At 66.4% G+C, this 26,999-nt stretch carries 23 protein-coding genes; 7 read left to right on the forward strand and 16 right to left on the reverse strand.

What is annotated here, in order from left to right; translation table 11 throughout:
• Nucleotides 1-36: 36 nt before the first annotated feature.
• Nucleotides 37-420, reverse strand: coding sequence for a hypothetical protein (locus tag SMAL_RS11845; protein WP_012511351.1), 384 nt, complete (start codon nt 418-420; stop codon nt 37-39).
• Nucleotides 421-608: 188 nt separating this feature from the next.
• On the opposite strand from SMAL_RS11845, the gene SMAL_RS11850 reads away from it, so the two are divergent.
• Nucleotides 609-1,433 carry an alpha/beta fold hydrolase gene (locus SMAL_RS11850; protein ID WP_012511352.1) on the forward strand — a complete coding sequence of 275 codons (825 nt, stop codon included), beginning with the start codon at nt 609-611 and terminating at the stop codon, nt 1,431-1,433.
• A gap of 114 nt (nt 1,434-1,547) precedes the next feature.
• On the opposite strand, the gene SMAL_RS11855 is transcribed toward SMAL_RS11850, so the two are convergent.
• The 7 genes from SMAL_RS11855 to SMAL_RS11885 all read right to left on the reverse strand — a co-directional run bounded on the left by SMAL_RS11855 (nt 1,548) and on the right by SMAL_RS11885 (nt 8,327).
• Complete coding sequence (locus SMAL_RS11855) at nt 1,548-3,197, reverse strand: MFS transporter (protein ID WP_012511353.1); 1,650 nt, start codon at nt 3,195-3,197, stop codon at nt 1,548-1,550.
• Nucleotides 3,191-4,474 (reverse strand): alginate export family protein, encoded by a 1,284-nt coding sequence (locus tag SMAL_RS11860; RefSeq protein ID WP_012511354.1) that lies wholly within the window; start codon nt 4,472-4,474, stop codon nt 3,191-3,193. Before SMAL_RS11860 ends, SMAL_RS11855 begins: the two co-directional genes overlap by 7 nt.
• Nucleotides 4,453-6,300, reverse strand: coding sequence for an amidohydrolase (locus tag SMAL_RS11865; protein ID WP_180889449.1), 1,848 nt, complete (start codon nt 6,298-6,300; stop codon nt 4,453-4,455). Before SMAL_RS11865 ends, SMAL_RS11860 begins: the two co-directional genes overlap by 22 nt.
• Nucleotides 6,301-6,419: 119 nt before the next feature.
• Entirely contained in the window at nt 6,420-6,845 is a 426-nt protein-coding gene (locus SMAL_RS11870; protein WP_012511356.1) for a DoxX family protein, read from the reverse strand.
• Nucleotides 6,846-6,847: 2 nt separating this feature from the next.
• A complete protein-coding gene (locus SMAL_RS11875; protein WP_012511357.1) occupies nt 6,848-7,504 on the reverse strand; it encodes a hydrolase in 657 nt (218 codons plus the stop codon).
• Nucleotides 7,501-7,917, reverse strand: a complete 417-nt coding sequence (locus SMAL_RS11880; protein WP_012511358.1) for a helix-turn-helix transcriptional regulator — start codon at nt 7,915-7,917, stop codon at nt 7,501-7,503. The genes SMAL_RS11875 and SMAL_RS11880 overlap by 4 nt, the downstream gene beginning before the upstream one ends.
• A gap of 77 nt (nt 7,918-7,994) precedes the next feature.
• Complete coding sequence (locus tag SMAL_RS11885; RefSeq protein ID WP_012511359.1) at nt 7,995-8,327, reverse strand: hypothetical protein; 333 nt, start codon at nt 8,325-8,327, stop codon at nt 7,995-7,997.
• A 96-nt stretch (nt 8,328-8,423) separates the two neighbouring features.
• Between SMAL_RS11885 and SMAL_RS11890 the strand changes: the two genes are divergently transcribed.
• Both SMAL_RS11890 and SMAL_RS11895 read left to right on the forward strand, forming a co-directional pair.
• The gene (locus SMAL_RS11890; RefSeq protein ID WP_012511360.1) at nt 8,424-11,453 is read left to right on the forward strand and encodes a sensor histidine kinase; all 3,030 of its coding nucleotides are present in this window, start codon (nt 8,424-8,426) and stop codon (nt 11,451-11,453) included.
• Nucleotides 11,446-12,099 carry a response regulator gene (locus SMAL_RS11895; RefSeq protein WP_006372912.1) on the forward strand — a complete coding sequence of 218 codons (654 nt, stop codon included), beginning with the start codon at nt 11,446-11,448 and terminating at the stop codon, nt 12,097-12,099. The genes SMAL_RS11890 and SMAL_RS11895 overlap by 8 nt, the downstream gene beginning before the upstream one ends.
• 222 nt (nt 12,100-12,321) lie before the next feature.
• On the opposite strand, the gene SMAL_RS11900 is transcribed toward SMAL_RS11895, so the two are convergent.
• The 5 genes from SMAL_RS11900 to SMAL_RS11920 form a co-directional block, all read right to left on the reverse strand.
• Complete coding sequence (locus SMAL_RS11900; protein WP_012511361.1) at nt 12,322-13,638, reverse strand: acyl-CoA thioesterase/bile acid-CoA:amino acid N-acyltransferase family protein; 1,317 nt, start codon at nt 13,636-13,638, stop codon at nt 12,322-12,324.
• A gap of 113 nt (nt 13,639-13,751) precedes the next feature.
• Nucleotides 13,752-14,474, reverse strand: coding sequence for a LytR/AlgR family response regulator transcription factor (locus SMAL_RS11905; RefSeq protein WP_012511362.1), 723 nt, complete (start codon nt 14,472-14,474; stop codon nt 13,752-13,754).
• On the reverse strand, nt 14,471-15,526 hold the full coding sequence (locus SMAL_RS11910) for a sensor histidine kinase (protein ID WP_232273982.1): 1,056 nt from the start codon (nt 15,524-15,526) through the stop codon (nt 14,471-14,473). The genes SMAL_RS11905 and SMAL_RS11910 overlap by 4 nt, the downstream gene beginning before the upstream one ends.
• Nucleotides 15,527-15,692: 166 nt before the next feature.
• A complete protein-coding gene (locus SMAL_RS11915; RefSeq protein ID WP_012511364.1) occupies nt 15,693-17,150 on the reverse strand; it encodes an amidohydrolase family protein in 1,458 nt (485 codons plus the stop codon).
• A gap of 51 nt (nt 17,151-17,201) precedes the next feature.
• Entirely contained in the window at nt 17,202-17,903 is a 702-nt protein-coding gene (locus SMAL_RS11920) for an ankyrin repeat domain-containing protein (protein WP_012511365.1), read from the reverse strand.
• Between the two features lie 122 nt (nt 17,904-18,025).
• Here SMAL_RS11920 and SMAL_RS11925 point away from each other — a divergent pair, with 122 nt between their 5' ends.
• A complete protein-coding gene (locus tag SMAL_RS11925) occupies nt 18,026-18,907 on the forward strand; it encodes a LysR substrate-binding domain-containing protein (RefSeq protein WP_012511366.1) in 882 nt (293 codons plus the stop codon).
• 167 nt (nt 18,908-19,074) lie between these two features.
• Entirely contained in the window at nt 19,075-19,512 is a 438-nt protein-coding gene (locus SMAL_RS11930; protein ID WP_012511367.1) for a DUF3806 domain-containing protein, read from the forward strand.
• Between the two features lie 49 nt (nt 19,513-19,561).
• Here the strand turns inward: SMAL_RS11930 and SMAL_RS11935 are convergent, their stop codons facing one another.
• Nucleotides 19,562-20,722 carry an amidohydrolase family protein gene (locus SMAL_RS11935; protein WP_041864541.1) on the reverse strand — a complete coding sequence of 387 codons (1,161 nt, stop codon included), beginning with the start codon at nt 20,720-20,722 and terminating at the stop codon, nt 19,562-19,564.
• 183 nt (nt 20,723-20,905) lie between these two features.
• Here SMAL_RS11935 and SMAL_RS11940 point away from each other — a divergent pair, with 183 nt between their 5' ends.
• The gene (locus tag SMAL_RS11940; protein WP_012511369.1) at nt 20,906-21,547 is read left to right on the forward strand and encodes a hypothetical protein; all 642 of its coding nucleotides are present in this window, start codon (nt 20,906-20,908) and stop codon (nt 21,545-21,547) included.
• A gap of 46 nt (nt 21,548-21,593) precedes the next feature.
• Here the strand turns inward: SMAL_RS11940 and SMAL_RS21025 are convergent, their stop codons facing one another.
• The gene (locus tag SMAL_RS21025; RefSeq protein ID WP_006373030.1) at nt 21,594-22,235 is read right to left on the reverse strand and encodes a hypothetical protein; all 642 of its coding nucleotides are present in this window, start codon (nt 22,233-22,235) and stop codon (nt 21,594-21,596) included.
• 580 nt (nt 22,236-22,815) lie between these two features.
• Here SMAL_RS21025 and SMAL_RS11950 point away from each other — a divergent pair.
• Nucleotides 22,816-24,195, forward strand: coding sequence for a GlcNAc-transferase family protein (locus SMAL_RS11950; protein ID WP_012511372.1), 1,380 nt, complete (start codon nt 22,816-22,818; stop codon nt 24,193-24,195).
• A 57-nt stretch (nt 24,196-24,252) separates the two neighbouring features.
• On the opposite strand, the gene SMAL_RS11955 is transcribed toward SMAL_RS11950, so the two are convergent.
• The gene (locus tag SMAL_RS11955; protein WP_012511373.1) at nt 24,253-26,979 is read right to left on the reverse strand and encodes a TonB-dependent receptor plug domain-containing protein; all 2,727 of its coding nucleotides are present in this window, start codon (nt 26,977-26,979) and stop codon (nt 24,253-24,255) included.
• Between the last annotated feature and the right edge of the window lie 20 nt (nt 26,980-26,999).

A 26,999-nucleotide genomic window follows, 5' to 3' on the forward strand; every position in this document is an offset into this window, starting at 1 on the left:
GGCGCCGTTGTCGTTTCCGGCACTTGTTGCCAGCGTTCAACGGCAGGCGTCGTACACCGCGTCATCCAGCTGCCGGCGTTGTACGAAGTCCAGCCGTGTGCGCTTCGCCAGTGCCTTCTCGCGCTGTTGCCGTGCACGGTCGCAGGCTGCAGGGTCGCTGCGGATGGAAATCAGCGCCGCGCGCGCAGCTGATGGGCGCACCGCACGCGGCTTCGATGTGACCGGTGCCGCCTTGGCTTCCACACCCCGCGACAACGACTGCTCCACCGGAACCTCCCAGCGCCATTCCGCACGCCCCTGGCACGGCGTCTGCTGGTAGACCGGATGCGGACCGTCCGCGCACTTGTAGACATTTGTCTGCGCGTGCGTCGTGGCGGCCAGCAGCAGGCACAGCATCAGGGACCATTGCGCTTTCTGCATGCTGCCGGTTTCCCGAAGAAGGAGCCGCCATCGTCGACATGCCGACCACGCTGCGCCAGAGCGATATGCGTCACAGCCCGGGCAATCCAGCACAGCCGTGCAAGCCGCCCGGCGTGCGCTGCGCTGTACTGCCGAAGGCACCGGCACACCTGCCGCTGCCTTCCCTCCCTTCCGCCAAGGAACCTGCAATGAGCAACTACGTCACCGTCGCCGATGGCACCCGCATCTTCTACAAGGACTGGGGCAGCGGCCAGCCGATCGTGTTCGCCCACGGCTGGCCGCTGTCGTCCGATGCCTGGGACCCGCAGATGCTGTTCATGGGCCAGAACGGCTACCGCGTGATCGCCCATGACCGCCGCAGCCACGGTCGTTCCAGCCAGACCTGGGACGGCAACAACATGGACACCTATGCCGATGACCTGGCGGCGGTGATCGAGACGCTGGACCTGAAGGACGCGATCCTGGTCGGCCATTCCACGGGAGGTGGTGAAGTGGCCCACTACATCGGTCGTCACGGCAGCAAGCGCGTGGCCAAGGTCGTACTGGTCGGTGCGGTACCGCCGCTGATGCTGAAGACCGACGCCAACCCGGCCGGTACCCCGTTGGAGGTCTTCGACGGCATCCGCAAGGGCACCGGTGGCGACCGTTCGCAGTTCTTCCAGGATCTGGCAACGCCGTTCTTCGGGGCAAACCGCGATGGCAACGCCGTCACCCAGGGCATGCGCGATTCGTTCTGGCTGCAGGGCATGCTCGGGGCCGTCAAGGGCCAGTACGACTGCATCCACGAATTCTCGGAGGTGGACTACACCGAGGACCTGAAGAAGATCGATGTGCCGGCGCTGGTGGTGCATGGCGACGACGACCAGATCGTGCCATTCGATGCCTCGGCCAAGCTGTCCTCGCAGATCATCAAGGACGCCGAGTTGAAGGTGTATGCCGGTGCCCCGCACGGCCTGACCGTCACCCACGCCGCCCGGTTCAATGCCGACCTGCTGGCGTTCGCGCGTAAATGATGTACCGCGGCGGCGCCATGACGGTGCCGCCGCTTCTTCGGTCGCAAAAAGGGGACGGAGGGGATTAAGTCGTTTGTGCACAAACGACTTAATCCCCTCCGTCCCCTTTTTGGGTCAGATGTCGCTGTGGTGGTGCGGGACCCCGGTCTTCGGCAGCGGGTCATGGCCGCCGACGAAATGGCGCACCACTGGTGCACGCTCACCGCGATGCAGCCCGCGCAGCACTTCCTGGATCGCCTTGTCATCGGCGGTGATGCGCTCGTGCTGGCGCAGGTGCTCCAGCCACGATGGGGTCACGAAATACTCCAGGTGGATGCCTGGACTGGCCACGTCCTCCACTACGCCCCAGACCACCGCGCCATCGCGGCGGCGGATCGTGCCCAGCGCGCGCATCTGCGCCTGGAACGCGGCCCGGTCAGCCTCGTCGATGCGGTACTCGAGGGTGACCAGTACCGGGCCACGATCATTCGATACCGGCACCGACAGTTCCGGTGCGGGCCAATGCCCGGCCGGGCTGAGGTTCAGGTCTTCCGCCCCGGCGATGCGCACGCGCCAGACCAGCAGGCCACCGATCACCGCGCCGGCAGCCGCCACCAGCAACGCGAGCTCCGGCGACGTACGCTGCGCCAGCGCGCCCCAGCTCAGGCCACCGGCAGCCATGCCCGCGGAGAACACCATGATGTACAGCGCCAGCGCCCGTGCACGCACCCACGCCGGTACCGCCGTCTGTGCCGCAATCTGCAGCGACGACAGCACCGTGATCCAGGCGAAGCCATTGATCAGCATCACCAGCGGCAGCACGTACCAGCTGCGACTCAGCGCCAGCCCGACCAGGCTCAACGCCAGCGACAGCGTGGCCAGCAGCACCAGCAGGTCACGATCCATCTGCGCACGCAGCTTCGGCAGCAACAGCGCACCGCCCACCGCGCCGATACCGATGCAGCCCAACAGAATGCCGTACTGCCCCGCCCCGCCGTGCATCTGCCCGCGTACCACCACCGGCAGCATTGCGTTCATCGCTGCAGCGAAGAAGAAGAAGCCGACCGACTTGATCAGCACCGCCTGCAGGCGCCCGGCGCGACTGGCGTAGCGCAGGCCCGCCTTCAATCCAGCACCGAAGCCTTCCGGCGGCAGGCTGGACTGCTTCGGGTCACGCTTCCAGCCCCATACCACGAACAGCATCGCGGCAAAGGTGATGGCGTTGAAACCGAAGGCCCAGACCGCACCGAGCTGGGCCACGATTACGCCACCGATGGCCGGGCCGATCGAGCGTGCGATGTTGATGCCGATCGAGTTCAGCGCCACCGCCGAGGCCAGCATCGGCTGCGGCACCAGTTCGGAAACGATCGCCGCCTGTGCCGGCATCGCCATCGCCGCACCGCAGCCCATGCAGAAGGTCAGCAGCACCAGCAGCTGCGGCGTCAGCATGTCCAGCGCGGTCAGCGCCGCCATCACTGCGGCGACCAGCAGCATCCAGCCCTGGGTGGCCAGCAGGTACTTGCGGCGGTCGACGATGTCGGCCAGGGTGCCGGCGGCCAGCGCCAGCAGCACGATCGGCACCGTGGTGGCCGACTGCACCAGCGCCACCATCAATGGTGAGCCGGTGCGCTCGGCCATCACCCAGGCGGCGGCGACATCATTGACCCAGGTGCCGATGTTGCTGGCCAGGATCGCCAGCCAGATCGAGCGGAACATCCGGATCTTCAGCGGGGACCAGGCACCTGCAGCCTGTGCGGGGGGTTGCGACGCGGTTGCGTTCACCATTGCCATGCTCCAACGATCGAGGCGAACAGCGTGTCCTGGCCACCGGCCTGCTTCAGTGCAGGACCTGCGTCGACCCAGGCCAGCTGCAGCTGCCATTGCCAGTGTTCGCTGGCCTGCCAGCGGGTTTCGGATTTGTATTGATTGCCAATGCGGCGCGCGCCACCAGCGCTGCCCGGCAGTGCCACCAGGGGTGCCGGCGTGGTGTAGACCGCATCGGCGCGCCGATGCTTCCAGGCCATCTGTACGCCCAGCTCTGTCGTCAGCGTGTCACGCAGCCGCAGGGACAGCGTAGGCTGGACGTCCATCAGATTGGCTGGGGCCAGCAGGCTGGCTTCGCTGAAATAGGCCGACTTCGGGAACAGGGCATTGAACGTGCCCAGGCGGCCATCACGTACGTTGCCATCACCACTGGCGATGTCGGCCTTCAGCCCCAGGCGCGGCTGTAGCGGAAGATCCCGCCAGCGCCAACCGGTATCGGTGGCCAGCGTCCAGGCACGGATGTCGAGGTTGCCTTCGGTGGTACGCAATTCACCGCCCTGCGCCACCAGCTCATTGTTCCAGTCCAGCGCCCCGGCCTGGCCGAACCAGCGCGCGCCCAGGGTCTGCCGACGTTCGGTGCCCGAGCCCGCCGCGAACCGCGCGCCCTCGCGGCGGTAGTCCAGCAGATACAGGTCCCATTGCCCTGGGCTGCGGTCACGCGCGGTGGTCGCATATGCTCCCCACAGATGCGCGCCCGGTTCGCCGCGATCATCGAACGCCCCCGGCCGGTTCTGCACCGGTTGCAGCGCCATCAGGTCCAGCGTGCCGAGGCGGCCCTTCCATCCTGCACGTGCTCCGTCGAACGCCAAGCGGATGTTCGGCCCGTCGCGTACCGACAACAGCCGTGAGCTGCCGTATCCCGCCTCCTGCCGGCCCAGCTGCAGATGGAAGCCACGGTACTGCCAGCGCCAGTACACCTGCTGCACATCCAGCGCGCTGCGGTCAGTACGGCCCGGACCGCCGGCCTTGCCGCTCTCCCCGTGAACACCCAGCTGCAGCTTTGCCTGCCAGGTGTCTTCCACATAGGTGGCCGATGCCAAGGCGCGCAGCAGGCCATAGTCATCTTCGCTGCCGCCAATGCCGAACCGGGTCGGATCGTAGTACAGGCCACGCGCCCGCAGCGATGCATCCCATTGCAGCTGGCCGTCCCCAGCCGCGCTGCAATGACCGCCGTCGCAGGCCTGCACCAGCGACGGTGCGGCCAGCAATGCCAGGCTCAGAACGCGAAGCACGAGCATCCCATCGCGCCCCAGAACGCGGTCAGGTCGTCAGTGGGTGCAGCATGCCGGGCAGCATGGCCATGCGCGCCGTGGGTACTGCAGGCCGCACCATGATGATGGCGGTGCGCGGCCGCCAGACCGGTTGCGGCGCCGCCGACGTGGTAGCCACCGAACCGGTTGACCGGCGACCAGTCCGGCATCGCCGGCGGCAGCTGCGGCGCCAGCCCTGCATAGTCGGCATCTGCATGCACGATGCGTCCGCCGACCACGGTCAGCACGCTGGTGATGTCGGCGATCTGCGCGTCATCCACGCGGAAGAAGTCGGCCGAGAGCAGGATGAAATCAGCCAGCTGACCGGCTTTCAGCGTGCCCTTCACCGCTTCGTCGCCGGAGAACCAGGCGCTGCCCTGGGTCCACAGGCGCAGCGCCTGCTCGCGTTCGAGCAGGTTCTCATCGCCATACAGGGCCAGACCGCCCACGGTGCGCCCGGTCACCAGCCAGGACAACGCCACCCACGGGTTGTAGCTGGCCACGCGGGTGGCGTCGGTACCGGCACCGACCGGTACGCCTTCGGCCAGCATGCGCTTGACCGGCGGTGTATGCCGCGCGGCCTGCACGCCATAGCGCTCGACGAAGGCTTCGCCCTGGTAGGCCATGCGGTGCTGCACGGCAATGCCGCCACCCAGCGCACGGATGCGTTCGATGTTGCGCGGGGTGATGGTCTCGGCGTGATCGATGAACCAGTGCAGGCCATCGAACGGCACCTCGCGGTTGACCTGCTCGTACACGTCCAGGATGCGGGTGATGCTCTCGTCGTAGGTGGCATGGATGCGGAACGGCCAGCGCTTCTCGACCAGCAGCTTCACCACATCGTGCAATTCCGGCTCCAGCTCCGGCGGCAGTTCCGGACGCGGTTCGTTGAACAACTCGAAGTCGGCGGCGGAGAACACCAGCATCTCACCGGCACCATTGTGGCGCAGCAGGTCATCGCCCTGGCGTGGCTGCAGCATCTCGCTCCAGCCTCGGAAGTCGTTGACCTCGTTGCCCTTGTTCTGGGTGAACAGGTTATAGGCGATGCGCACCGTTAGCTGGTCATCGCGGTGCAGCTGCTCGATGACCTGGTAGTCCTCGGGGTAGTTCTGGAAACCACCGCCGGCGTCGATCACCGAGGTGATGCCGAGACGGTTCAACTCACGCATGAAATGACGGGTGGAATTGGCCTGGTACTCGATCGGCAGCTTCGGGCCCTTGGCCAGGGTCGCGTACAGGATCAGCGCATTGGGCTTGGCCAGCAGCAGCCCGGTCGGATTGCCGAGCGAGTCACGCACGATCTGGCCGCCCGGCGGATCCGGGGTGTCCTTGGTATAGCCACAGGCACGCAGTGCGGCGCGGTTGAGCAGCGCACGGTCGTACAGGTGCAGCAGGAACACCGGCGTATCCGGCGCGATGTCGTTGAGCTCCTGCAGTGTCGGCAGGCGCTTCTCGTTGAACTGGGTGGCGGTGAATCCACCGACCACACGCACCCACTGCGGTGCAGGCGTGCGGTCGACCTGCGCCTTCAGCATGTCCAGCGCGTCCCCCAGCGAACGCAGGCCGTCCCAGCGCAGTTCAAGGTTGTAGTTCAACCCACCGCGGATCAGATGGGTATGGCTGTCGTTGAGGCCGGGCAACAGGCGCCGCCCCTGCGCATCGATCAGGGTCGCTTCGTTGCCCCAGCCGCGCATGATCTCCTCGTCACTGCCGACGGCGACGATGCGCCCTTCCTGCACGGCCAAGGCCTGCGCATGCGGCTGTTGCGGGTCCAACGTAGTGATGCGGGCATTGCGGATGACCAGCGTGCTCATGCGACGCTCCTTGGAAGTGGAATCGAGTGCAGCACCGGCGCGGCCGGCCAAACCAAGTGCAACGGCGGCGCCGCTGGCCAGCACCACGTTGCGGCGACCGTGGTCGAGTGGATCGTGACTCATGCGATGTCTCCCTGAAGACGATGGCCATCCAGCGCCCAGGCACCGGGGCCGGCCAGCGCGAGGGCCAGCAGTACCGTGGTCCACATCAACGGGTACTCACTGCCACCGCGCATCCAGAACCAGCCCCTGGGCAGGGCCAGAAGTACGGTGAAACCGATGAAGGCAGCCGCGGCAAGCGCCGCGACGCGAGTCTGCCAGCCCAGCAGCACAGCCAGCCCGGACAGCACCTGCAGAAGGGCCAGCAGCAGCGGCAACGGTGCTGTTGCCGGCAATCCGAAACCGCGCAGCTCGCCGGCGAAACCGGCCAGCCCAGAACCGCCAAACCAGCCGAACAGCTTGCCCAACGCGTGTGGCAGCAGGAATCCTCCCGCTGCCACACGCAGGATCAACAGGGCCAGGTCGAGGCCATGGCCAGCCAGCATGCTCAGTGCCCGCCTTCCTGCGCGCCGAACATGCGCTTGGCGTACTGGATGCCGATGCCGTAGCCGCCGGCGTGGTCGCGGGCGATGCCGGTAGTCAGGTCGTAGGTTTCGCCACGCGCCCAGTCACGCTGCAGCTCAAGCAGGTACTGCACGCTGGTCATCGGCACCGCACCGGCCTGCACCATGCGGGTGATCGCGCGCTCGTGCGCTTCTTCGCTGACATCGCCGCAGGCATCGGTAATCACGTAGACCTCGAAGCCATGCGCCAGCGCCGACAGCGCCGGGCCGACGATGCAGACGCTGGTCCACAGGCCGGCAACAACCAGGCGACGCTTGCCGATGCGGTTGATCTCATCGATCACCGGCTGGTCTTCCCAGGTGTTCATCGAGGTGCGGTCGAACACCGGCTGGCCCGGGAAGATCTCCGGCAGTTCCGGGAACATCGGGCCGGAGAACGACGCTTCGGCAACGGTGGTCAGCAGTACCGGCACGTTGAAGCCCTTGGCACCCTTGCTGATCAGCGACACGTTGTTGCGCAGCGCAGAGATGTCGATGGTGTGGGTGGCGAATGCCATCTGCGACTGGAAGTCGATCAGCACCAGGGCATGGTCGGTGGGCGACAGCAGGGCCGGGGCGGGCGTGGCGGTGGCAAGGCTCATGGTTGGACTCCGTTGGAAACACGATCAGGGGGAAGCAACAGGGCCGCATCGCCGGCCAGATACTGGCCGGGGCTGCAGCCGGTCTCCGCGCGGAAGCTGCGGACGAAATGACTCTGGTCGAAGAAACCCAGCTGCTGCGCCAGGCAGGACATCGGCAACTGCGCGACCGGCAGCAGCTGGCGTGCACGTTCGATGCGGCGACGGCGGACGTAGCGCAACGGGCTTGCGCCGGTGCCACTGCGGAACAGGCGCACCAGATGGAAGCGGCTGACACAGGCCGCGTCGGCCAGGTCGGTCACGCGCAGCGGTTGGGACAGGTGCTCATCGACGTAGCGCAGGGCACGCTGCAATGCCGCCGCCTGGTGCGGGGCCAGCGATGCAGCGGACGAATCCGGCAGGGAAGCAGTGGCCATGGGGGGCGCCGCGAGGGGGTGGCCCATGGTGCGGGTGCGCCGGGCGATGCCCTACCCCCGTCGGTCGAGGCCAGCACCTACCCGAATGGGGGAGGCCGATGTCCAAATACACGCCGGCCAAACAGCCGTGCATCCAGTGAATAGGCACCCGGACCCAGTACCAGCAGGGCCAGCGGCAACACCACCAGCGGCCACGGCAGTGCCTGTGCATGGAGTTCCAGCATTGCCACCACCACTGCCACGGGCATCAGCACACCCAGCGCGAGCATCGCCACCGCCAACAGGCAAAGTGCCGACAGCCAGCCACCATGCCCTCCCGGCATGCACAGGGCAGCGGCAACGCACAGCCGCAGCCACAGCAGGCCGACGCCCGGACCGCGGTCGGGGAACATCAGGAACAGACGCTGCATGGCCGGGCTCCACAGGGCATGCCTGCGTGATAACCGACTGCCTCGCAGTTCGCCTACCCCGTTCGGGTCACCCTGGGCTGCCCCGCACCTGCCAGAATGCGTGCCATGCATGGCCGCCCCTTCCCGTTCCTGCGTCGCCTGCCGACGCTGCTGACGTGCCTGCTGTTGTGGACCGCCCTGCCCGCCTTCGCCGTGCAGCGGCCAGCCGTGAACAGTGGATTGACCGGCTACGAGCACACCGCGTGGCGGGTCGGCCAGGGCGCACCCGGTGACATCTGGGACATCAGCCAGGACCGCGACGGTCTGTTGTGGCTGGCTACCGGTTCGGGCCTGTACCGTTTCGATGGACGCCGCTTCGAACGGCAGGCGCCCCCCGTTGGCGGCCAGTTCCCGTCCACCAACATGGTCACGCTGGCGCATGCCGCCGACGGTGCCCTGTGGATCGGTTACTTCCAGGCAGGCATCAGCCAGTTCGCGCGCGGCCAGCTGCACAACTACGGCCGCGACCAGGGCGTGCCGGTCGGCGTGGTCCCACACTTCAGCCAGGACCGCGACGGCCGACTGTGGGCGGCCATCAATGGTGGGCTACGCTGGTTTGACGGCCAGCGCTGGCAGCGGCTGCCCACTGGCACGGGGGTGCCGGAACACCGCGTGCAATGGGCGCTGCATGACAGCCACGGCACTTTCTGGGTGCTGGCCGACCTGAAAATCTGGAAGCGTGCCGCCGGCGCCACACGCTTCGAGGACACTGGCATTGCGGTCTCGCAGATGGCGACGCTGGCCGAGAGCCCGCAGGGCGACGTCTGGCTGGCCGATCGCGTACGCGGTGCTTCGCCGCTGGCCAACGCGCAGGGCCTGCTGCCGGACAGCGAACGCGAAGCGCGACGCCTCCCAGACCTGGTCGCCGCACGCCTGCAGTTCACTGCCGACGGCGCGCTGTGGGCCACGATGAGCCCGCATGGCGGTGTGGCCCGGATCACGTTCGACGGCGATCGCGCCGTGCGCATGGAGCGTTTCGATTCGCCGCACGGGCTGACCGCCACCTCGGCGGTGCCGATCATCGTCGACCGCGAAGGCAATCTCTGGGTCGGCACCAACCTGGGCCTCAACCGCTTCCGTGCGCGCAGCGTGCACACGCTGGCGGTGGGGCCCAGTGATCCCTACCGCTCGCTGGTGCGGGCCAGCGATGGACGTGTGTACGGCTATGGCGAGGACCTCAAGCCGTACGATCTGCGCCGGCCGTTGCTGGAAGGCAGTGCCGCACAACTGCAGGTGGCCGCGCGCCGGGCACCCACGCCAATCTGGCAGTTCGATTGGATCAACCTCGCGCGCACGGTCGAAGGTCGCACCACGCTGATTCCACTGCCCGCGCCGTTCACCGGGCAACCGCTGCATGCCCTGCTGTTCCCCGACGACAACCAAGCCTGGGTCTGCAGTGGCGAACGCGGCGTGCTGCATTACCTGCACGGCCAGTGGCAGCGCGAAACGCGCCTGCCCGAACTGGCCTGCTCATCGCTGGCGCTGGATGCCAATGGCCAGCTGCTGCTCGGCTATGCCGACGGCCGGCTGCGCAGCATGAGCGCGACCCGCGTCAAGGCTGTCGATGCCAGCCACGGGCTGTCGGTCGGGCCGGTCACCGCGCTGCTGCACCACCAGGACCTGTTGCTGGTGGCCGGTGAGGCTGGACTGGCCGCTCGCCTCGGCAACGGCCGCTTCATGCCGGTCAACACTGACATGGCCGGCGTGCTGGAGGGCATCACTGGCATGGTCGCCGATGCACACGGGCACCTGTGGCTCAACGGCAGTCGTGGCCTGGTCCGCCTTGGGAGCGATCAGCTGCGACGGGCGCTGCGTACCGGGCAGCCGGTGACGCCACGCCTGTTCGATGCGGTGGATGGCATGCCGGGCATCGCCCTGCAGAGCGGACCGATCGCCACCGCTGCACTGGCCGATGACGGACTGCTGTGGCTGGCGACCAACCAGGGCTTGGCCTGGCTGGATACCACGCACTCGCATATCAACACCACGGCGCCCAGCGTACGCATCGGCGAAGTGCTGTACGGCAGTGAGCACCAACCACTGCGTGACGGCCTGCGCCTGCCCGCTGGCACCAGCCAGCTGCAGATCGACTACGTGGCGTTGTCGCTGGCGCGTCCGGAGCGCAACCGCTACCGCTATCGACTGTCCGGCGTCGACGACGGTTGGCAGGATGCCGGCAGCAGCACGCGGGCGTACTACACCAACCTGGCACCCGGCAGTTACCGCTTCGAGGTGGAAGCCGCCAACGAAGACGGCATCTGGAGCACTGCACCGGCCAGCCGCAGCTTCCGCATCGCGCCCACCTTCATGCAGACCGTCTGGTTCAAGCTGTTGTGCGCGGCGGCAATCCTGGCGCTGCTGGTTCTGGCAGTGCGCATCCGCAGCGGGCAGCTGGCCGCCCTGTTCCGCGCACGCCTGCAGGAACGACATGGCGAACGCGAGCGCATTGCCCGCGACCTGCACGATACCCTGCTGCAGGGCAGCCAGGGCCTGATCCTTCGCCTGCATGCGATCAGCCAGTCGCCACAGACATCCGAAACGGTGCGCGGCCAGCTGGAATCGGCAATGCAGCTTGCCGAGCGCAACCTGGCCGAGGGCCGCGAGCGGGTCAATGCACTGCGCGATGGCCCATTCGCCGGGCGCGACCTGGCCTCGGTACTGGCCGACGTGCATGCCGAGTACGCCGGCCAGGGCACCAATCCGCTACGCCTGACCGTGGAAGGTGCGCCGCCACCGCTGCAGGCCGACGCCGCCGAGGAAGTGTTCCTGATCGGCCGCGAAGCAATCCGCAACGCATTGCGTCACGCCGATGCCCGTGCCATCGAGGTGGAGCTGTCCTACGGAGCGCGCTGCTTCCTGCTGCATGTGCGCGACGATGGCGTCGGCATTGCCGACGAGAACGCCGCCCGTGGCCACTGGGGCCTGCAGGGCATGCGTGAGCGCGCGCAGCGCCTCGGCGCGGACCTGCAGTTGTGGACCCGCCCCGGCCTGGGCACCGAGGTGGCGTTGTCGGTTCCCGCGCGGCGCCTGTATCACCGCGGCCCATCGCGTTGGCGCTGGCCCTGGAGTAAAGCAAACCATGACTGAGTCCCCTGCCCCGATCGGCGTGCTGGTGGTCGATGACCATCCACTGCTGCGCGACGGCCTGGCCGCCCTGCTGGGCGCACAACCCGATCTGCGCCTGCTCGGCGAGGCCGCCGATGGCGAAGAGGCCATCGCCTGCTATCAGCGGCTGCAGCCCGACGTGGTGCTGATGGACCTGCAGATGCCGCGCCTGGATGGCGTGGAAGCCATCGTGCGGATCCGCGCGCTGGACCCGCGCGCGCGCATCATCGTGCTGACCACCTACCGTGGTGACGTACGCGCGGTCCGCGCGCTGCAGGCCGGCGCCAGCGCCTATCTGCTGAAGGACATGCTGCGCCATGAGCTGGTCGATACGATCCGCATGGTCGCTGGCGGCCGCCGCGCACCGATTCCCCCGGCGGTGGCGGCCAGCATCGCCGCGCATGTGGTGGAAGACCGGTTGTCGCCGCGCGAAACCGAGGTACTGAGGCATGTGGCCGGCGGCCTGTCGAACAAGCGCATCGGCGAGCGCATGCAGATTTCCGAGCAGACAGTGAAGGCGCACATGAAGAGCCTGATGGACAAGCTGGGCGTGGGTGATCGCACGCATGCGGTGACCCAGGCGCTGCGGCGCGGGATCATCAGCCTGGACGACAGCGGTCACGATTAGGGAGTTGTTCGGCAGGGCTTGCAGCCCTGCACCTGCGGTAGTGCCGGCCGCTGGCCGGCAACCTCAACAGCAACGGCGAAAGCGGGGTTTCCGTGGGATGGCGGGGCGGTGTTGGTAGGTGTCGACCTTGGTCGACACGGTAGATCCAGGCCATGCGTGGATGAAGCTCAATCGGATCGGAATCGAACATCTGGAAGGAAGAACAGGGGTCAGCACTTTCGGCTACAGCGCCTCGGCAAGGAACTCCAGCACCGCTGGCCCTACCTCTCGGTCCGCGCGGGCATGACCTTCGGCCGTGCCCCCCACTTCAATGTACGGGCCTACATCATGGCGATGGGTGGTCGGCTGCAGAAACGGGGTGATCAGATGCCCCGCATCTGAGTAGTACAGGAAACGGTCACGGTCACCACGCCCTGCGGCTGCAAGCCGACGCTGCGCAACAGCCAGCATCGTGCCTGAGTCACCCAGCCGATCGTCACCACCTCCGATCCACAACGTGCGTGCAGCAATGTCCTCGATGGGCAGCATCGCGGTACGCAATGCCGGTTCCCACTGCGGCCCCGGTCTGCCCCAGTCAACCTCCTCGCGATACGGCAGCCACGGCAGGGGTTCGCCCTGCCAGCTCAAGGGGGAACGGTCCACCGCTCGGAAATCGGCCGGGGCCACGTCACGGGCGATGCCACGAAACGGGGCTGGACTGCCTACCCAGGACACAGCGACGCGGAGCTCAGGCAGATGCACCGCCGTGGCCATGGTCACGATGCCGCCCCAGGAGCCTCCCATCAGCCCTACCCGCTGTGGATCCACCCGGGGATGGCGCTGCAGCCAGTGCACTGCGTCGCGTACGGTTTCCAACGGAACCTCGATCAGATCCTTGGGCACGCCCGGCCCGCGATACCACGCCACCGACACCGCGACATAGCCGTTGCTGGCCAGCCAGGCGGCATAGAGGTCGCCACCGTCGAATCCGCCTTCGGCACCGCCCAGCGTCACCAATGCTGGCGCCCGTGCATCAGCCTGCTGGCCCGATGGCAGGTACAGATGTGCTTCGCGGCCACCGATTTCGACCTGTTGCACCTGCACGCCCGGCAACATCAGATGGCGCTTCAGGGTCCGCCGTGCGACCACCGATCCTGCACGCTCCACCTCCAGTTCGAAGGCCTGTGACTGGAACCCCAAGCCGTCATCGGCGCGCTGCCACTGCACGGGAAGTGCGCTGGCTCTCCCTTCCTGTGGTTGCATCGACCAGATCAGCCCGCTCGCATCGACGCCTCGATAGCTGCCCTGCTCCGAGCCGCTGCGTGCGGTGTCGACCGTCCCCTGCGGGTCCGCGCGCAGTGCAGCCTGTGACTGCCAGCGCCGGCCCCGGCTGTCCCGCATCGACAACCGTAGTTGCACCACCTCGGCCGCCGCCAGTCCCTCAACCCTAATGGCTGGAATACGATCAGCGCGCCCCTGATGGTCATCGAAAATGACCCGCACATCAGCCAACGCAGGCAGCGCCAGCACGCCCAGCAACACACCCAAGCACCACCGCATCCGCGTGCTCCACCCTGATCTGGAAAGGCGCAGGGTGCACTGGCCGCAACGACCGGATTGCGTACTTCGGCGACGATGGCACCAACCGTGCCGCTGCAGGCACCAGCCGTGTGTCAGGCGCGTGCCGCCAAGGCCGCCTCCAGCACCGGCCGGTAGCTGCGGCTCACCGGCAGCTGCACGCCATCGGCCAGTTCAAGCAGCGCATCACCGTTGTGGCGCTCGATCAGTGATCGCACCCGCAGCGGGTTGACCAGCGCCGAGCGGTGCACGCGCAACAGTCCTCCATCCGCCAGCCGTTCGGCCAGCTGCGCCAGCGGCTCACGCAGCAGGTGCAGTCGCTGCCCCACGTGCACGCATGCGTAATGACCGGCCATGTCGATGTAGTCGATCTCCGCCAGCGGTACATACTGGACACCACCACTACCAGGCACCGCCAGGGTCTGCGCACCATCCTCCGTACGCGGTGCCAGGCCTGCCAGGCGGCGCACGCGCTCGATCGCTTCACGCAACCGCTGCGCTGCCACCGGCTTGAGCAGATAGTCTGCGACGCCCAGTTCGAACGCGCGCAGCGCATGCTGCGGCAGCGCGGTCACGAAGATGGTGTGCGCGGCCAGCGCCGGCTGCTGCTGGGGCAACTCCCAGCCACGACCGTCGGGCAGGACCAGATCCAGCAGCAGCAGATCGAAACGGCGCCCCTGAAGCTGCTCGCGTGCCTGCGCGAGGGTGGCGGCTTCAGCATCGACCCTGACCTGCGGAATGCCCGCCAGCAACTGGCGCAGGCGGTCACGTGCCAGCGCCACGTCATCCACCAGCAGCACGCTCAGCGGACGCGTCACGCGATGCACTCCGGCAAGGTCACGCGTGCACGATAGCCGCCGCCCTCGCTGGCGGTCTGCAACCGGCCTCCCATCATCGCCAGGCGCCGCTGCAGTGCAGCCTGGCCAGTGCCCAGTCCATCGTTCGTGCCGGGACGCAGGCAGGGGTTGAACAGCACCACATCAAGCAGGCCGTCTTCCACTCCGGCCCATAGCTCGATCCGCAATGGCCCGTCCCCCGGCTGCCAGCCACTGTGCAACACCGCATTCTCGATCAACGGCTGCAGCAACAGACCGGGGACCGTACAGGCCAATGCAGCCGCGGTGGCCTGCAGATGCAGATGCACCTCCTGATCGTGCAGCAGCGACTGCAGCGCGACATAGTCCTGTGCTGCGCCCAGTTCATCGGCAAAGCAGCGCTGCGACGGGCATTGCAGGGTATCGCGCAGCAGCGAGGACAGCTGCGCCAGTGCGGCATCCGCCGCGCGTGGACGTTGCAGTGCCAAACCGCCGATGGCGTTGAGCGCATTGAACAGGAAGTGGTGCTGCAGATGCTGGCGCAGCGCTGTTTCACGAGCCTGCTGCAGCACCTCTGACTGCGCCCTCAACCGCTGCAGTCCGGCCAGGCCATGGCCCACGCCCGCCACCGCAATGAAGGTCGGCAACGCAAACAGCGCGGTAATACCAATCGCGCGCAACACCTGCTGCAGTGCTGGCCAGGGTTGCCCCTGCCACAGCTGCAGCAGCACATGGCCCAGGGTCCATCCCAATGCCGTCAACAGCGGAGTCAGCAGCAGGCACAGCGCCAACCATCCGGCCAGATGCCGGCGTCCAGACAGTGGCCAGCGCCGGCACGCATCCCACAACAATGGCGTCGCCAGCATCCAGGGCAGCTCGGCGCCAAGGATGAACAACGCTGCCGGAATCAGACCGCCAGGCTGTTGGCTCAGGTGCACCGCCGGCACGGCGGTGGCGATCAACACCCCCCACAGGGCCAGCATCACCCAGTGTGGGCGTGGCAGCGGAAGCGGCGCCTCATGGGCTGGCAGCAGCAAGGCAGGCGAAACAGGCATGCACGGATTCGAACGGGAAACGGGCACCATGCTAGATGCCCGCACCGAATCATTCCCGTGCCGGAAGCAAGGGGCTGTCCACTGCCACGGATCCGCATCGTGCCTGGATTCCGTTCGACGCTGGGGTCAGAGCCCTTCCCGGTCGGAAGGGATCCGACCCCGCCGATCATTGCGCCTTCGCCGCCTCGGCATTCCACGCTGCGACCCTGGCCTTGGTATCGGCCAGCATCTTGTCCAGCGCTGCACGGTCATACACGGTGCCACGCAGAATCACGCTGTCGATCTTCTCGGTCGCCGCAATGTCCCGCAGCGGATTGGCGGTCAGCAGCACCAGATCGGCAGCCTTGCCCTGCGCCACACCACCGTAGCGGTCCATCTGGCCGAACCAGGCCGGGCCGGAACGGGTCGCGGCAGACAGCGCCTGCGGAGCACTCAGGCCTTCCTTCACGAACAGCTGCAGCTCCTGGTGCAGGGCGATGCCCGGGAAGTTGAACGAGTTGAGGAAGCCTGCGTCCGTGCCGGCGATGATCGTCACGCCAGCTTCCTGCAGCATCGGCAGCACCGCAGCCACCTGGTGGTATTGCGCGTGACGCGCTTCGATCTGCGCCGGCGTGGCCTTCGCCGCGCGGTCCACGCGCCACTGGTAGGTCGCACGCAGGCCCGGACCGATGTAGGCCAGGTACGGATCGTTGGCGTGGTCATCCTGGTCAAGGAAATCGAGGATGCGGCCCCCGTTGAGGGTCGGGGTCACGAATACGCCACGCTTGGCGAAATCACGGTAGGCGTGCATCGCCGTGTCACGGTCGAAGCTGGCGTCAAGGCGGCGGTTGGCTTCGGCGCGGTCGATGCGGCCGGCACCGAAGTCGGCGGCGATCTGCGCTTCATCCTTGCTGCCTGCCTTGAATGCGTAGTCCAGATGCTCGATCGAGGCCAGGCCTGCATCGACCGCCTGTTCCACAGTCAGCGCCATCGGAATGTGACCCGAGGCCTTGAAGCCGGCCTTGCGCGCAGCACTGGCCGAGTACAGGAACAGCTCCGGCTTCAGCGTGCTGTCGGTGATCTTCACGAAATCAACCTTGTCGTGCTGCAGGCGGGCGATTGCCTTGTCGGCGTCCGCCTCGCTGCCCACTTCGATCGTGCCCTTCCAGACCGGCTTGATGCCTTCGATCTTCGCGCCGGAACTGAGCAGGCGCGGACCAAACAGCGTGCCCTTGGCGATCTCGCCGCGCCACTGCAGCACCTGCTCGGGCAGGTCGCCGGAGCAGTCACGCACGGTGGTGATGCCGTGCGCGATGTACAGCGGCAGCAGCGCCTTGTTCTCTTCAATCAGCGCCGGGCCACCACCGAAGTGCACGTGCATGTCCCACAGGCCCGGGATCAGGTACTTGCCCTTGGCATCGATCTGGCGGGCCGCGCTCCATTGGCTGCGCAGCTGCGCGTCCGGGCCGACGGCCACGATATCCTCGCCACGGATCACCACGCTCTGTCCGGCCAGGGTGCTGGCGTGCTCGACATCGACCACGGTGGCATTGCGGATCAGCAGGTCGGCGCGCTCGGCAGCAGACACCGACAGCGGCGCCACCGCAAGGAGGATGGCAAGGGACAACGGACGGGAACGGAACATGGACAGCATCCTGATGGGCACGCCCAGCGTGCGGGTGGAAGGGGTTTGCATTCAGCGCACCGCGCCGTGCTGGCGCAGCAGGGTTTCAATTCCCGTATAGCCGCGCTGGCGCGCGTGGGCCAGCGGCGTTACGCCGTCGCCGTCGGCCAGCTCAGGGTCGGCACCTGCCTCCAGCAGCAGCTGCACGATCTGTACATGGCGCGCACCACCGTCACCCAGCAGGATTGCTTCCAGCAGCGCGGTCCAGTGCAGGCGGTTGACATGGTCCACAGCGACGCCGGCACGCAGCAGCGTGCGCACGGTGGCGACGTGGCCGCGCTCGGCGGCGGGAATCAAGGCGGTGCCGCCGTAGCGGTTGGTGCTGCGCAGGTCGGCGCCATGCGCCAGCGTCATCGCCAGGATCTCGTCCAGTCCACGCGCGCCGGCGTACAGGTAGGCGCTGTCCTGCATGGCGTCCTTGGCATTGACGTCGGCGCCGGCTTCGATCAGTTCACGCGCGGCGTCTACATTGTTGCCATGCGTGGCCAGCAGCAGCGCGGTACGGCCCTGGCCATCACGCGCCTCCAGCGTGGCGCCATCCTCGATCGCCTGTCGCAGCGCATCGGCATCGCCACGGCTGGCAGCATCGCGCAGGCGGCCATCGACGTCGGCTTTGGACGTTGCGGTGCAGGCCGGGGAGACCATGACCAGCAGGAACAACAGCAGCACGCGCGCTAACGGCGCAGGCCAGCCAGGGGAACGATGGACGCGCATGACGGTGTCTCCTCATGACCGTCGCCACGGAACGCCGTGCGACGGTAGCAACAGCCGGGCATTGCCGGCCCCTGCCCTGCATGGTAGAAGTCGGCCTGGGTATCCAGAAGTGAAATGTTCAAATGCAAGACAGTGCCAAATTGAATAGAACCCTGTTCGAACTGGACCTGCTGCGTGCGCTGGTGATGGTGGCCGACTGCGGCAGCTTCACCACTGCGGCCACGCGCCTGCATTCGACCCAGTCCACCGTCAGCCAGAAGGTGCGCCGGCTGGAGGAACTGGCCGCGCATCGCCTGCTCGAACGCGGCCACCGCGACGTACACCCCACCGACGCCGGTCACACCCTGCTTGGCTACGCGCGGCGCATGCTCGACCTGAACGAGGAAATGGCACAGGCGTTGGCCGGCGCCACCGTGGAAACCGCGGTGCGCATCGGTGTCCCCGAGGACTTCGTCAACGCACAGACCACACGCATGCTGGCCGCTTTCAGCCGCCGCCATCCACAGGTGAAACTGGAGATCAGCAGCGGCCTCAGCCGCGACCTGGCCCACGGCTTCGACCACGGCGAGCTGGACCTGGTGCTGGTCAAGCAACGCCGCAACACCCGCCAGGCGGTGCACTGCCGACGCGAGCCGATGCATTGGATCGATAGCCTGCGCAGCAGTTGCCTGCTGCAGGACCCGCTGCCGCTGGTCACCTTCCCGCCGCGCGGACTGTACCGCGACGAGATGATCCACGCCGTGGAGGCGCTGGGCCTGCGCTGGCGCATCGCCTTCACCAGTTCGTCGCTGAGTGGCATCCAGGGTGCGGTGGCCGACGGCATCGGCATCAGCCTGCTGCCGCGCCGCGCAGTCACCCGCGAACACCGCATCATCGATGGCGAGCGCGACCTGCCGGTGATCGACAATTACGAGATCGGCCTGCTGCATCGCTCCGATGCCGATGATGCCGTGCGAGCGCTGGCCAGCGAACTGTGGCGGCAGGTGCAGCGCGAACCGGATTGATCACCGCACCTGAGGTAGTGCCGGCCGCTGGCCGGCAACCTCGACAGCCACATTGTCCGGCGTGGATCTCGCGCATTGATCATCGAGATCTGATCAATTCCAGCGCGCAAAGGCAATTGGCCTCCCGCTAGAGTGCCCGTTGTTTCCGTGCCCCACGGCGCCGTGCCATGTCCGACGAAATCCCCACCCGCTTCGATCCCCTGCCCGCTGCCCTGCAGACGCATCTGCAGCACCAGCGCTCGCTGATCGCCGCGCGCGTGGCCGCCGGCTTTCCGACGTTGCCGGTGCAGTGGCCGCTGGCGGCCACCACGCTGCAGCGCGTGGTCGATGCCGAGCTGATCGACCGCGACGACTGCGATGGCTGGGAAGCACTGGGCGTGGCGTTCGGTGACACCCTGGCCCAGCGCGTGCCGGGCCTGGCCTGGATGCAGGTCACCGATGCCTGGGGCATCGACGCGGTGCTGCGCTATGCCGACAGCAGCCTGCAGATCGGCGCCAGCACGCTGCTGCTCAAGCGCGTCGAGCAGGGCGAGATCATCGACATCGCCCACCTGCTGGCGTGGCTTGAGGAATTCGTCGCCACCCGTGCCGACGATTACGTCTGAAAGGCCGCCGAGCATGGCTCGGCGCTACAAGGGTTGGCGCGGCGTGAATCTACAGCCAGCGGCCGTCGACCACCACGCGGCGCTCTACCGGCACCCCGGCCACGGCGGCCGGGCCGTGGTCGGCACGCACCGCCACGAAGGTGGCCGGATGTCCTTCTGCAAGGCCGTACTGTGGCAGCCCGATCACCTGTGCAGCATGGGTGGTCACCATGTCCAGCGCCAGCATCAGGTCGGCATCGGTATTGAAGCCGGAGCGGTAGCCCAGCAGCATCGCCCGCTGCAACAGATCGCCATTGCCATACGGCCACCAGCAGTCACGGATGTTGTCGTTGCCCGCGAACACGTGCACACCGGCATCATGCAGCGCGCGCAGCGGCGGGAATGGATGATCGCCCGGCGCGTTGCTCATGATCGCCACGCCCGCCGTCGCCAGCGCCTCGCCCACCTGCAGCGCGCGTGCCAGCGGCACCTCGCCCAGCGAATAAGCATGACTGACCGCCACCCTTCCCTGCAGGCCGGCGGCCCGGGTCCGCGCGGCGATGCGCAGCAGCTGGGCCAGTCCGGTTTCGCCGGGCTCATGCAGGTGGATGTCCAGCTGCACGCCATAGCGCTCGGCCAGGCCGAACAACAGTGCCAGCTGGCCCTCGGCATCGCCATCGAGCGTGGTCGGATCGATGCCGCCCAGCACGTCCACACCCGCTGCAAGGGCCTGCTCAAGCACCGCTGCGGTACCAGCGCAGGACATCACGCCGGCCTGCGGGAACGCCACCAGCTGGATGCGCATGATGCCGGCGCAGCGCAGCGCGGCCTCGCGCACCGCTTCCAGGTGACGCAGGCCGGTGCTGCCATCGATATCGACATGGCAGCGCATTGCCACTGTGCCGAAGCCGCTGCATTGGCGGATCAGCGCCTCGGCGCGATCAACCATCGGCGCCGCAGCCGCCATCGCCGCCTTTTCCACCGCCAACCGCTCACGCAGGCTGTTCACCGGCTGATGCGGGTGCCAACGGTCGCCGACGAAGCTCTTGTCCAGGTGGATGTGGCCATCCACCAACCCCGGCAGCACCGCAAAGCCCTGCAGATCGACGCTTTCCGCCCCTTCAGCCGGGCCGGTATGGCCGTTGAGCCCGCTGATGCGGCCATCACGGATGTGGAAGTGCAGCGGTGCACCGTCGCGGTCGACACCGCCGTGGATGAACTGCAGGGTCATCGGGAATTCCCGGAAAGCCAAGACTGGCGCCATCCTGCGCCTCGATAGCGCCATCGGCCAACGAAATATCTGGATGGCACGCATTCACCAGAACGATGATTCCCCCTGCGACAACCGGTCGCAGCCACGCCGTGCACACCCCTGAACGGGTAACATGGGCGCCTGTTTCCGCTGTGATGCCGCATGGGCCCGTCCGACCGCCACGATCGTCTCCGCCGCTGGCAGGCCGCGTCCCTGCTTGCCGCCGCTCCGATCGCCAGCCTGTCCGCCACTGATGCTGCGGCCGCTGCGCCGCTGCAGTCGCCGCCGGGCCAGCAGCGGATCGCCCCGGCTGCGCTGGTCGAGCGCCTGCACCAGCGCGTGCTGTCCGGGCAGAGCGCGACCGCGACCCTGGAACACTGGTGCGCCGAACACGGCTTGGCCGAGCAGGCACGGGTGCGCGCGGTGCGCGTACGCGGCCAGGGCAAGCCGGCGCCGACCGACGTGCTGCAGGCGCTGGGCGTAAAGCCAGGCACCGACCTGCGCTATCGCCGCGTGCAGCTGGTGTGTGGCAGCCGCGTGCTGTCCGAGGCCGACAACTGGTATCTGCCGGAGCATCTCAGCCCGGCCATGAACCAGGTGCTGGACAGCACCGACGAACCGTTCGGTCGCGTGGTCGGCCCGCTCGGTTTCCAGCGCCAGACCCTGGCTGACCAGACTTTCTGGCCGCCGCGGGGCGAAGGCGATCACGGCGTGATCCTGGAAGTGCGTGCCCTGCTGCGCGACCGCCAGCAGCAGCCTTTCAGCTACGTCATCGAGTCGTACCTGCTGCAGGCGCTGCCTTGATCGAGGCAGCGCCGGCCGACGTGCGGGCGCTGCCTGACCTGCAGGCCTATTGGCTGGTGATCATCGATCGGGCGGCAGGATCGGTAGAAAAAACGAACCTTCCCTCGTAGTTCCGCTGGTCGAGCTTCTTGCTCAGGCCCGAGAAACTGTAGGTGGGCGCAGCGGCGTCCAATCCGAATTTTTCAGTCCAGGCCTCGTACTCTTCAGCAGAGCCGGTACGTACTGAACCAATACACAGGCTGTATCCACACGCGAACTCACCCAGGGATTCATTCTTGCCGAGGCTGCGCGCAATCGCCTGCTTGTAGTGCGCGGTCAGGTCCTGCGCTTCAGGGCGTTTTCCGGCATCGTCAGCAAACGCTTGGACTGTCTTTTCGAAAGCCTTATCCGAAACGAGGATGGCATCGCTTTGCTCCACAGACAGCGCACCGTCCTGCATCATTGCACTTTCTGCAGCCAGGTAAGGCGAATCCCCGGCGGACATGCCTCCGCCAGGAGATGACGGAATCGTTCGGCGCGCGCTCGTATCCGTTGCAGGCGTCAGCTCCTGGCCACTGCCCGCGCTCTGTACGGCGGCAGGTGACGACCCGGCGTTCGCCTGTGCGGCTCCACCCGCTGCCACGTCATCCTGCGTGCAGCCCGCTACCAATACCGCTGCCATCGTGATCAAAAACGCACGTGCATCCATGTTCCGTTTCTCCATCATGCTCGTTGTCCGGCCCCCGTAGAGGCCGGATTCAAACGGGTACTGCCTGGCGAGCAGGCTGCAATCACTCCTCAGGCGGCGGCGTACGGATCACGCGAGTTACGCGCCCACCACAACAATCCGTCACGGTGTAGCCACCGTTGGCACTGGTCTGCACAACGCAGCTTGACGTGCAGGTATAGCGCGCGCCATTGACGGTTACCGTATCTCCCGCCGATGCCGTTCCACTGGCCATGGCGAGTCCACCCAACAGGATCGGACTTACGATGAGGCTTGCCTTCATTGATCTCTCCTTGACTCTGGCAGTTTGTATCGCTGGTTCACTCCAGCAGCCGAAAACTAGCAGCGGTTAATGCACCGGTCAATTACTTAAACGCCAATCAGCAACCACCATGAAAATGCAAAGAGAACTCAACTTGAATCTTTCGATTTCACCAGGCCCGATATCGAAACATACTGCCGGATAATCCTTTCGATAGCTGCATTTCCAATGCGCTTCAAACGTCGTGCATGATGTCGAGCATTCGTATTTCCTCGCCCGACCAACCCAAGTGAACTGAAGATGGATCTTCCCGCCAGCCTGTTTGTTCAGATACCCAGTTATCGCGATCCGCAACTGATTCCAACGCTCGTCGATCTCGTGCGGCGCGCAGCTGCGCCAGCGGCACTTCACGTGGTGGTGTGCTGGCAGCATGGTGATGAAGCAAATCTCCAGGATTTTCTGGCTGCGGGCTTCCAGCTGGAATCGAGCTGCATCGGCGATCAGCATCCGATTCATCGCCTGCGCTTGAACGGGGCCGAAGTTGAACTGATCGAGGTGGGCTTCATGCACGCCCGCGGCTGTGGGTGGGCACGAAGGCTGGCGCAGGAGCGCTATCGCGACGAGCGCTACAACCTGCAGATCGACTCTCACCACCGCTTCTCGGACGCGTGGGACGGGTTGCTGGTGGAGATGCTCGAATCCCTGCGCACACGCTCATGCAAACCGCTGCTGACCGGGTACCCGCCCGCGTTCCAGCCCGAGAGCTATCCTGAAACCCGGCAGAACCATGTCGGCCAGATGCTCGTCCGCGGCTTCAACAGCGTAGGCGTGGTCAGCTACAAAGCGGTACGCATGCCCCAGGTTCCAGTACGCAGCAAACCGATGCGCGCTCGATTCATCAGTGGCGGGTTCCTGTTCTCCGACGGCGAGTTCGTGAGGGAAGTCATGAACGATGCAGACCATTTCTTCTCGACCGAAGAAATCGTCATGGCGGTCAGGGCCTATACGCATGGTTATGACTTCTTCCACCCCCATCGACCGCTGCTGTGGCACCAGTACAACTCGGACGCAAACCGAGTGTGGGATGATCACTCCGATGAGTGCCGCTCGCGTGGTGAAATCGAAGCCAGTGCCTTCGATCGATCGCTGAAGGCGTCAGGCAAGGCAGTGAACATGCTCGCAGCAGCCGCATCAGGAGATGCGTTCGCACTTGCCAGGCACGGGCTCGGCGGCAAGCGCACGCTGCAACAGTACGAGCGCTACGCCGGGTTGAGCTTTGCTCACCGGGGCGTGCACGAGGACGCGACGCGTGCAACCGAACCTGACAATGCTCATTTCGCGACGGATGAGCAGCACTGGCTGGACAAACTGATCTGTCGACGTGTCTTTCAGGTGCAGGTCAAGCGGTTGGACGCAGAAATCGCCGCTGCCGCTGATCTCGAGTCGTTGGTCCTGACCGCCCAAGCCGGGGACGGTACCATCGTCGGCCGACGCCAGTTGTCACCGGAAGATCTCCAACAGCTGATCACCCGGGGTGAATATGTCTGCATCGACCATTTCAGCAGCTGTCCGTCGCGTCTTCCAACGTGCTACCAGATGCAGGTTGGCGGCAATTCCCAGGATGATGCCAACCGGTTTCTGGTGGTTGTTAGAGAGATCGAGGAAGACCTGATGGCCTGAGCGCTGAGCTCCAGACGAAAAGCCCGGCAATGCCGGGCCTTTCGTTAGCCTGCGGAATCAGCGGAACCGGTAGTCCAGCTGCACCCAGTACTGGCGGCCATATGGGTCGTAGTTGCCAACCGGATAGAACGGCCAGCCGCCTCCGTTCTTGTCCGCCGGCGGGCGGCTGTCACGCAGGTTGTTGACGATCACGCCCACCGACAGATTCTCGCCGAACTGGCGGAACACGCTGGCGTTGTAGGTCATGTACGGCGCGATGCGGCCACTGCCATCGGTCTTCGGCAGCGAGCCGAAGCGGTTGCCGTACAGCGTGGTGGTCCAGTCACCCTGGTTCCAGGTGATGCTGCCGTTGGCCTTGCTGCGCCACTGGTAGTCATCCAGCGAATTGCGGATGTCACGCTCCGGATCATCGGAGAACTGTCGGTATTTGTGCTCCAGCACCACGGTGTAGGCCAGGCGCGTGGTGAAGCGGCCGTAGCGGCCGGCATCGAAGCGCCAGTTGCCCTTCAGGTCCAGGCCGCGAACCGATTCGGAGGCCGCGTTGATCGGATTGATCAGCACGCGGGTCACCTGGTCTGGCTGCACGGTTGCATTGGACGGATTGCGGATCACCCGCGACAGCGCGTCCTGGCACAGAGGCGAACCGATATCGCGCGCTTCGCCACCCAGCGTGCGGCCCAGGCGGCAATCGGCCTCATCACGCAGGATGCGGCTGGTATCGAGGCTGGTCACTTCGTTGTCGATGCGGATGTCGTAGTAGTCAGCGCTGAAATCCAGGCCGGACAGTGGCGACCAGACCACGCCGAAGCCATATGACTTGGCCGATTCCGGCTGCAACTGCGCATTGGCGCGGTTGCTGTAATCAATCGACAGGCCGTTGTAGTCGCAGTTGTCGTACGACTGGCCCGCCGTGCGGCAGCGCCAGTAGTCGGTCATGCCCGGGTTGTAGCCGCGGGTTTCGGTGGCGAACACGTAGTTCATGTCCGGCGCCCGGAAACTGGTCGCCGCCGAACCACGGATCAACAGGCTCTCGATCGGGCGGAACTCGACGCCGAAACTCCAGGTAGCCTTGCCGATGTGCTCGCCACCTGCGCGGTACTGGTCATAGCGACCGGCCAGGGTGGTGGTCAGCGACTGCAGCAACGGCAGCTGCAGTTCCACGCCGGCCGCATAGCGGTCACGCTCGCCACCGGCACCGATGCCGGCGCTGGTGTTCCAGAATTCACCGCTGCCCAGCCGCGGGTCCGGGCGATTGCGGTAGCCCTGGCTGCCGGCCTCGACCACCGCCGCCAATGCAGCGTCGCCACCGGGCAGCGCGAACAGGCGGCCATTGACGCTGGCGCTGAAGGTCTGCAGCCATGCCGCGTTACGGCTTTCCTGGTAGTCGGACAGCCCCTCGTATTCGTTCGGGGTCAACGGCTGGAACAGGCGCGCCGGGTCCGGCGCATAGACCTCCACGCCATTGCGCACGCCCAGCTTCGGGCCGAGCAGGTATTCGTTTATGCCGGCCAGCAACACCGGGCGACGGGTGCTGTTCTCGTAACGCGAGCGGCTGTAGACCGCTTCATAGTCCCAGCCGCTGTCGCCGATCTGGCCACGTGCACCGACGTTGAACGACCACGAGTTTTCCAGGAAGCGGTTGGCATTGCGCGGCAGCCCGCCGATTTCCTCCGGCGCGAAGCGGCGGTACCAGCTTTCCAGGTTGCCGGTGGTCTGGTTGTAGAAGTAGTTGCGGGCCGAGGTCCAGGTCGGCGCACGCGTGTTGTTGTAGATCCGCGCGCTGCCCACGGCGACATCGGCAAACAGGTCAGTGGTCTCGTTGACGTGGAAGGTCAGCAGGCCATAGCCATTGAGGTTGCGCTTCTGGGTCTGCACGGTCCAGTAGCTGGCGGCGGCCTCGTTGCTGCCGCAGTACCAGCCCTGGCGAGGGTTGAAGGCGCGGAACACGCTGCCGCCATAGATGTCAGACGCCCCGTCGCAGCCAGTGACGCCCGGATCGATGTTGCGGCCGGTGGCGGCATTGCGGCGATAGGCGATCGCGGTCGCCTGCGGTGCCTTGCCGGCCGGATCATCGTCCAGCGAATCCATGAAATCGCGCTGGCGCGCGTGGATCGCCTTGCGCACATCGAACTCGAAGCCGAACAGCGCATCCCAACGCTCGCCGGAACTACCACCGACCACCTGCGCGCGCTGGTTGTCGCCGCCGCCCTGCTGGGTGCCACCGGCGCGCACGTTCACATCCACGCCCTCAAAGCGGTCCTTGAGGATGATGTTGACCACGCCGGCGATCGCATCGGAGCCGTATACCGCCGATGCGCCAGCGGCCAGCACCTCGATGCGCTCGATCAGCGCACTGGGAATGTTGGCCAGGTTGACCACGTTCACCGAGCCCTCGTAGGCCAGCGGGTAGTCGGCCTGGCGGCGGCCGTTGACCAGCACCAGCGTGCGGTTCGGACCCAGCCCGCGCAGGTTGATGGTGTTGGCGGCCGGGGTGAAGGTGTTGCCGAAGTCCTCGCCCTGTACGTTGCCGGTGTTCTCGGTCAGCGCGCTCAGTGCGTCGAAGGCATTGCGGTAGCCCTGCGCATCGATCTGCTCGCGGCTGATCACCGTCACCGGCGACGGGCCCTCGACACTGGCGCGTGGAATGCGCGAGCCGGTGACCTTCACTTCCTGCAATGTGGTGGGTGCGCTTTCCTGCGCGAAGGCCGGCAGCGAGACCAGCATCAGGGACGACAGTGCGAGCACCAGCGGACGCGGGCGCAGCGCCTTGTGGGAGGCGGACATGGGCTTCCTGGGGAGTTGGG

Origin of the sequence: Stenotrophomonas maltophilia R551-3 (assembly GCF_000020665.1) — a bacterium.
In the GTDB taxonomy this organism is placed as follows: domain Bacteria; phylum Pseudomonadota; class Gammaproteobacteria; order Xanthomonadales; family Xanthomonadaceae; genus Stenotrophomonas; species Stenotrophomonas maltophilia_L.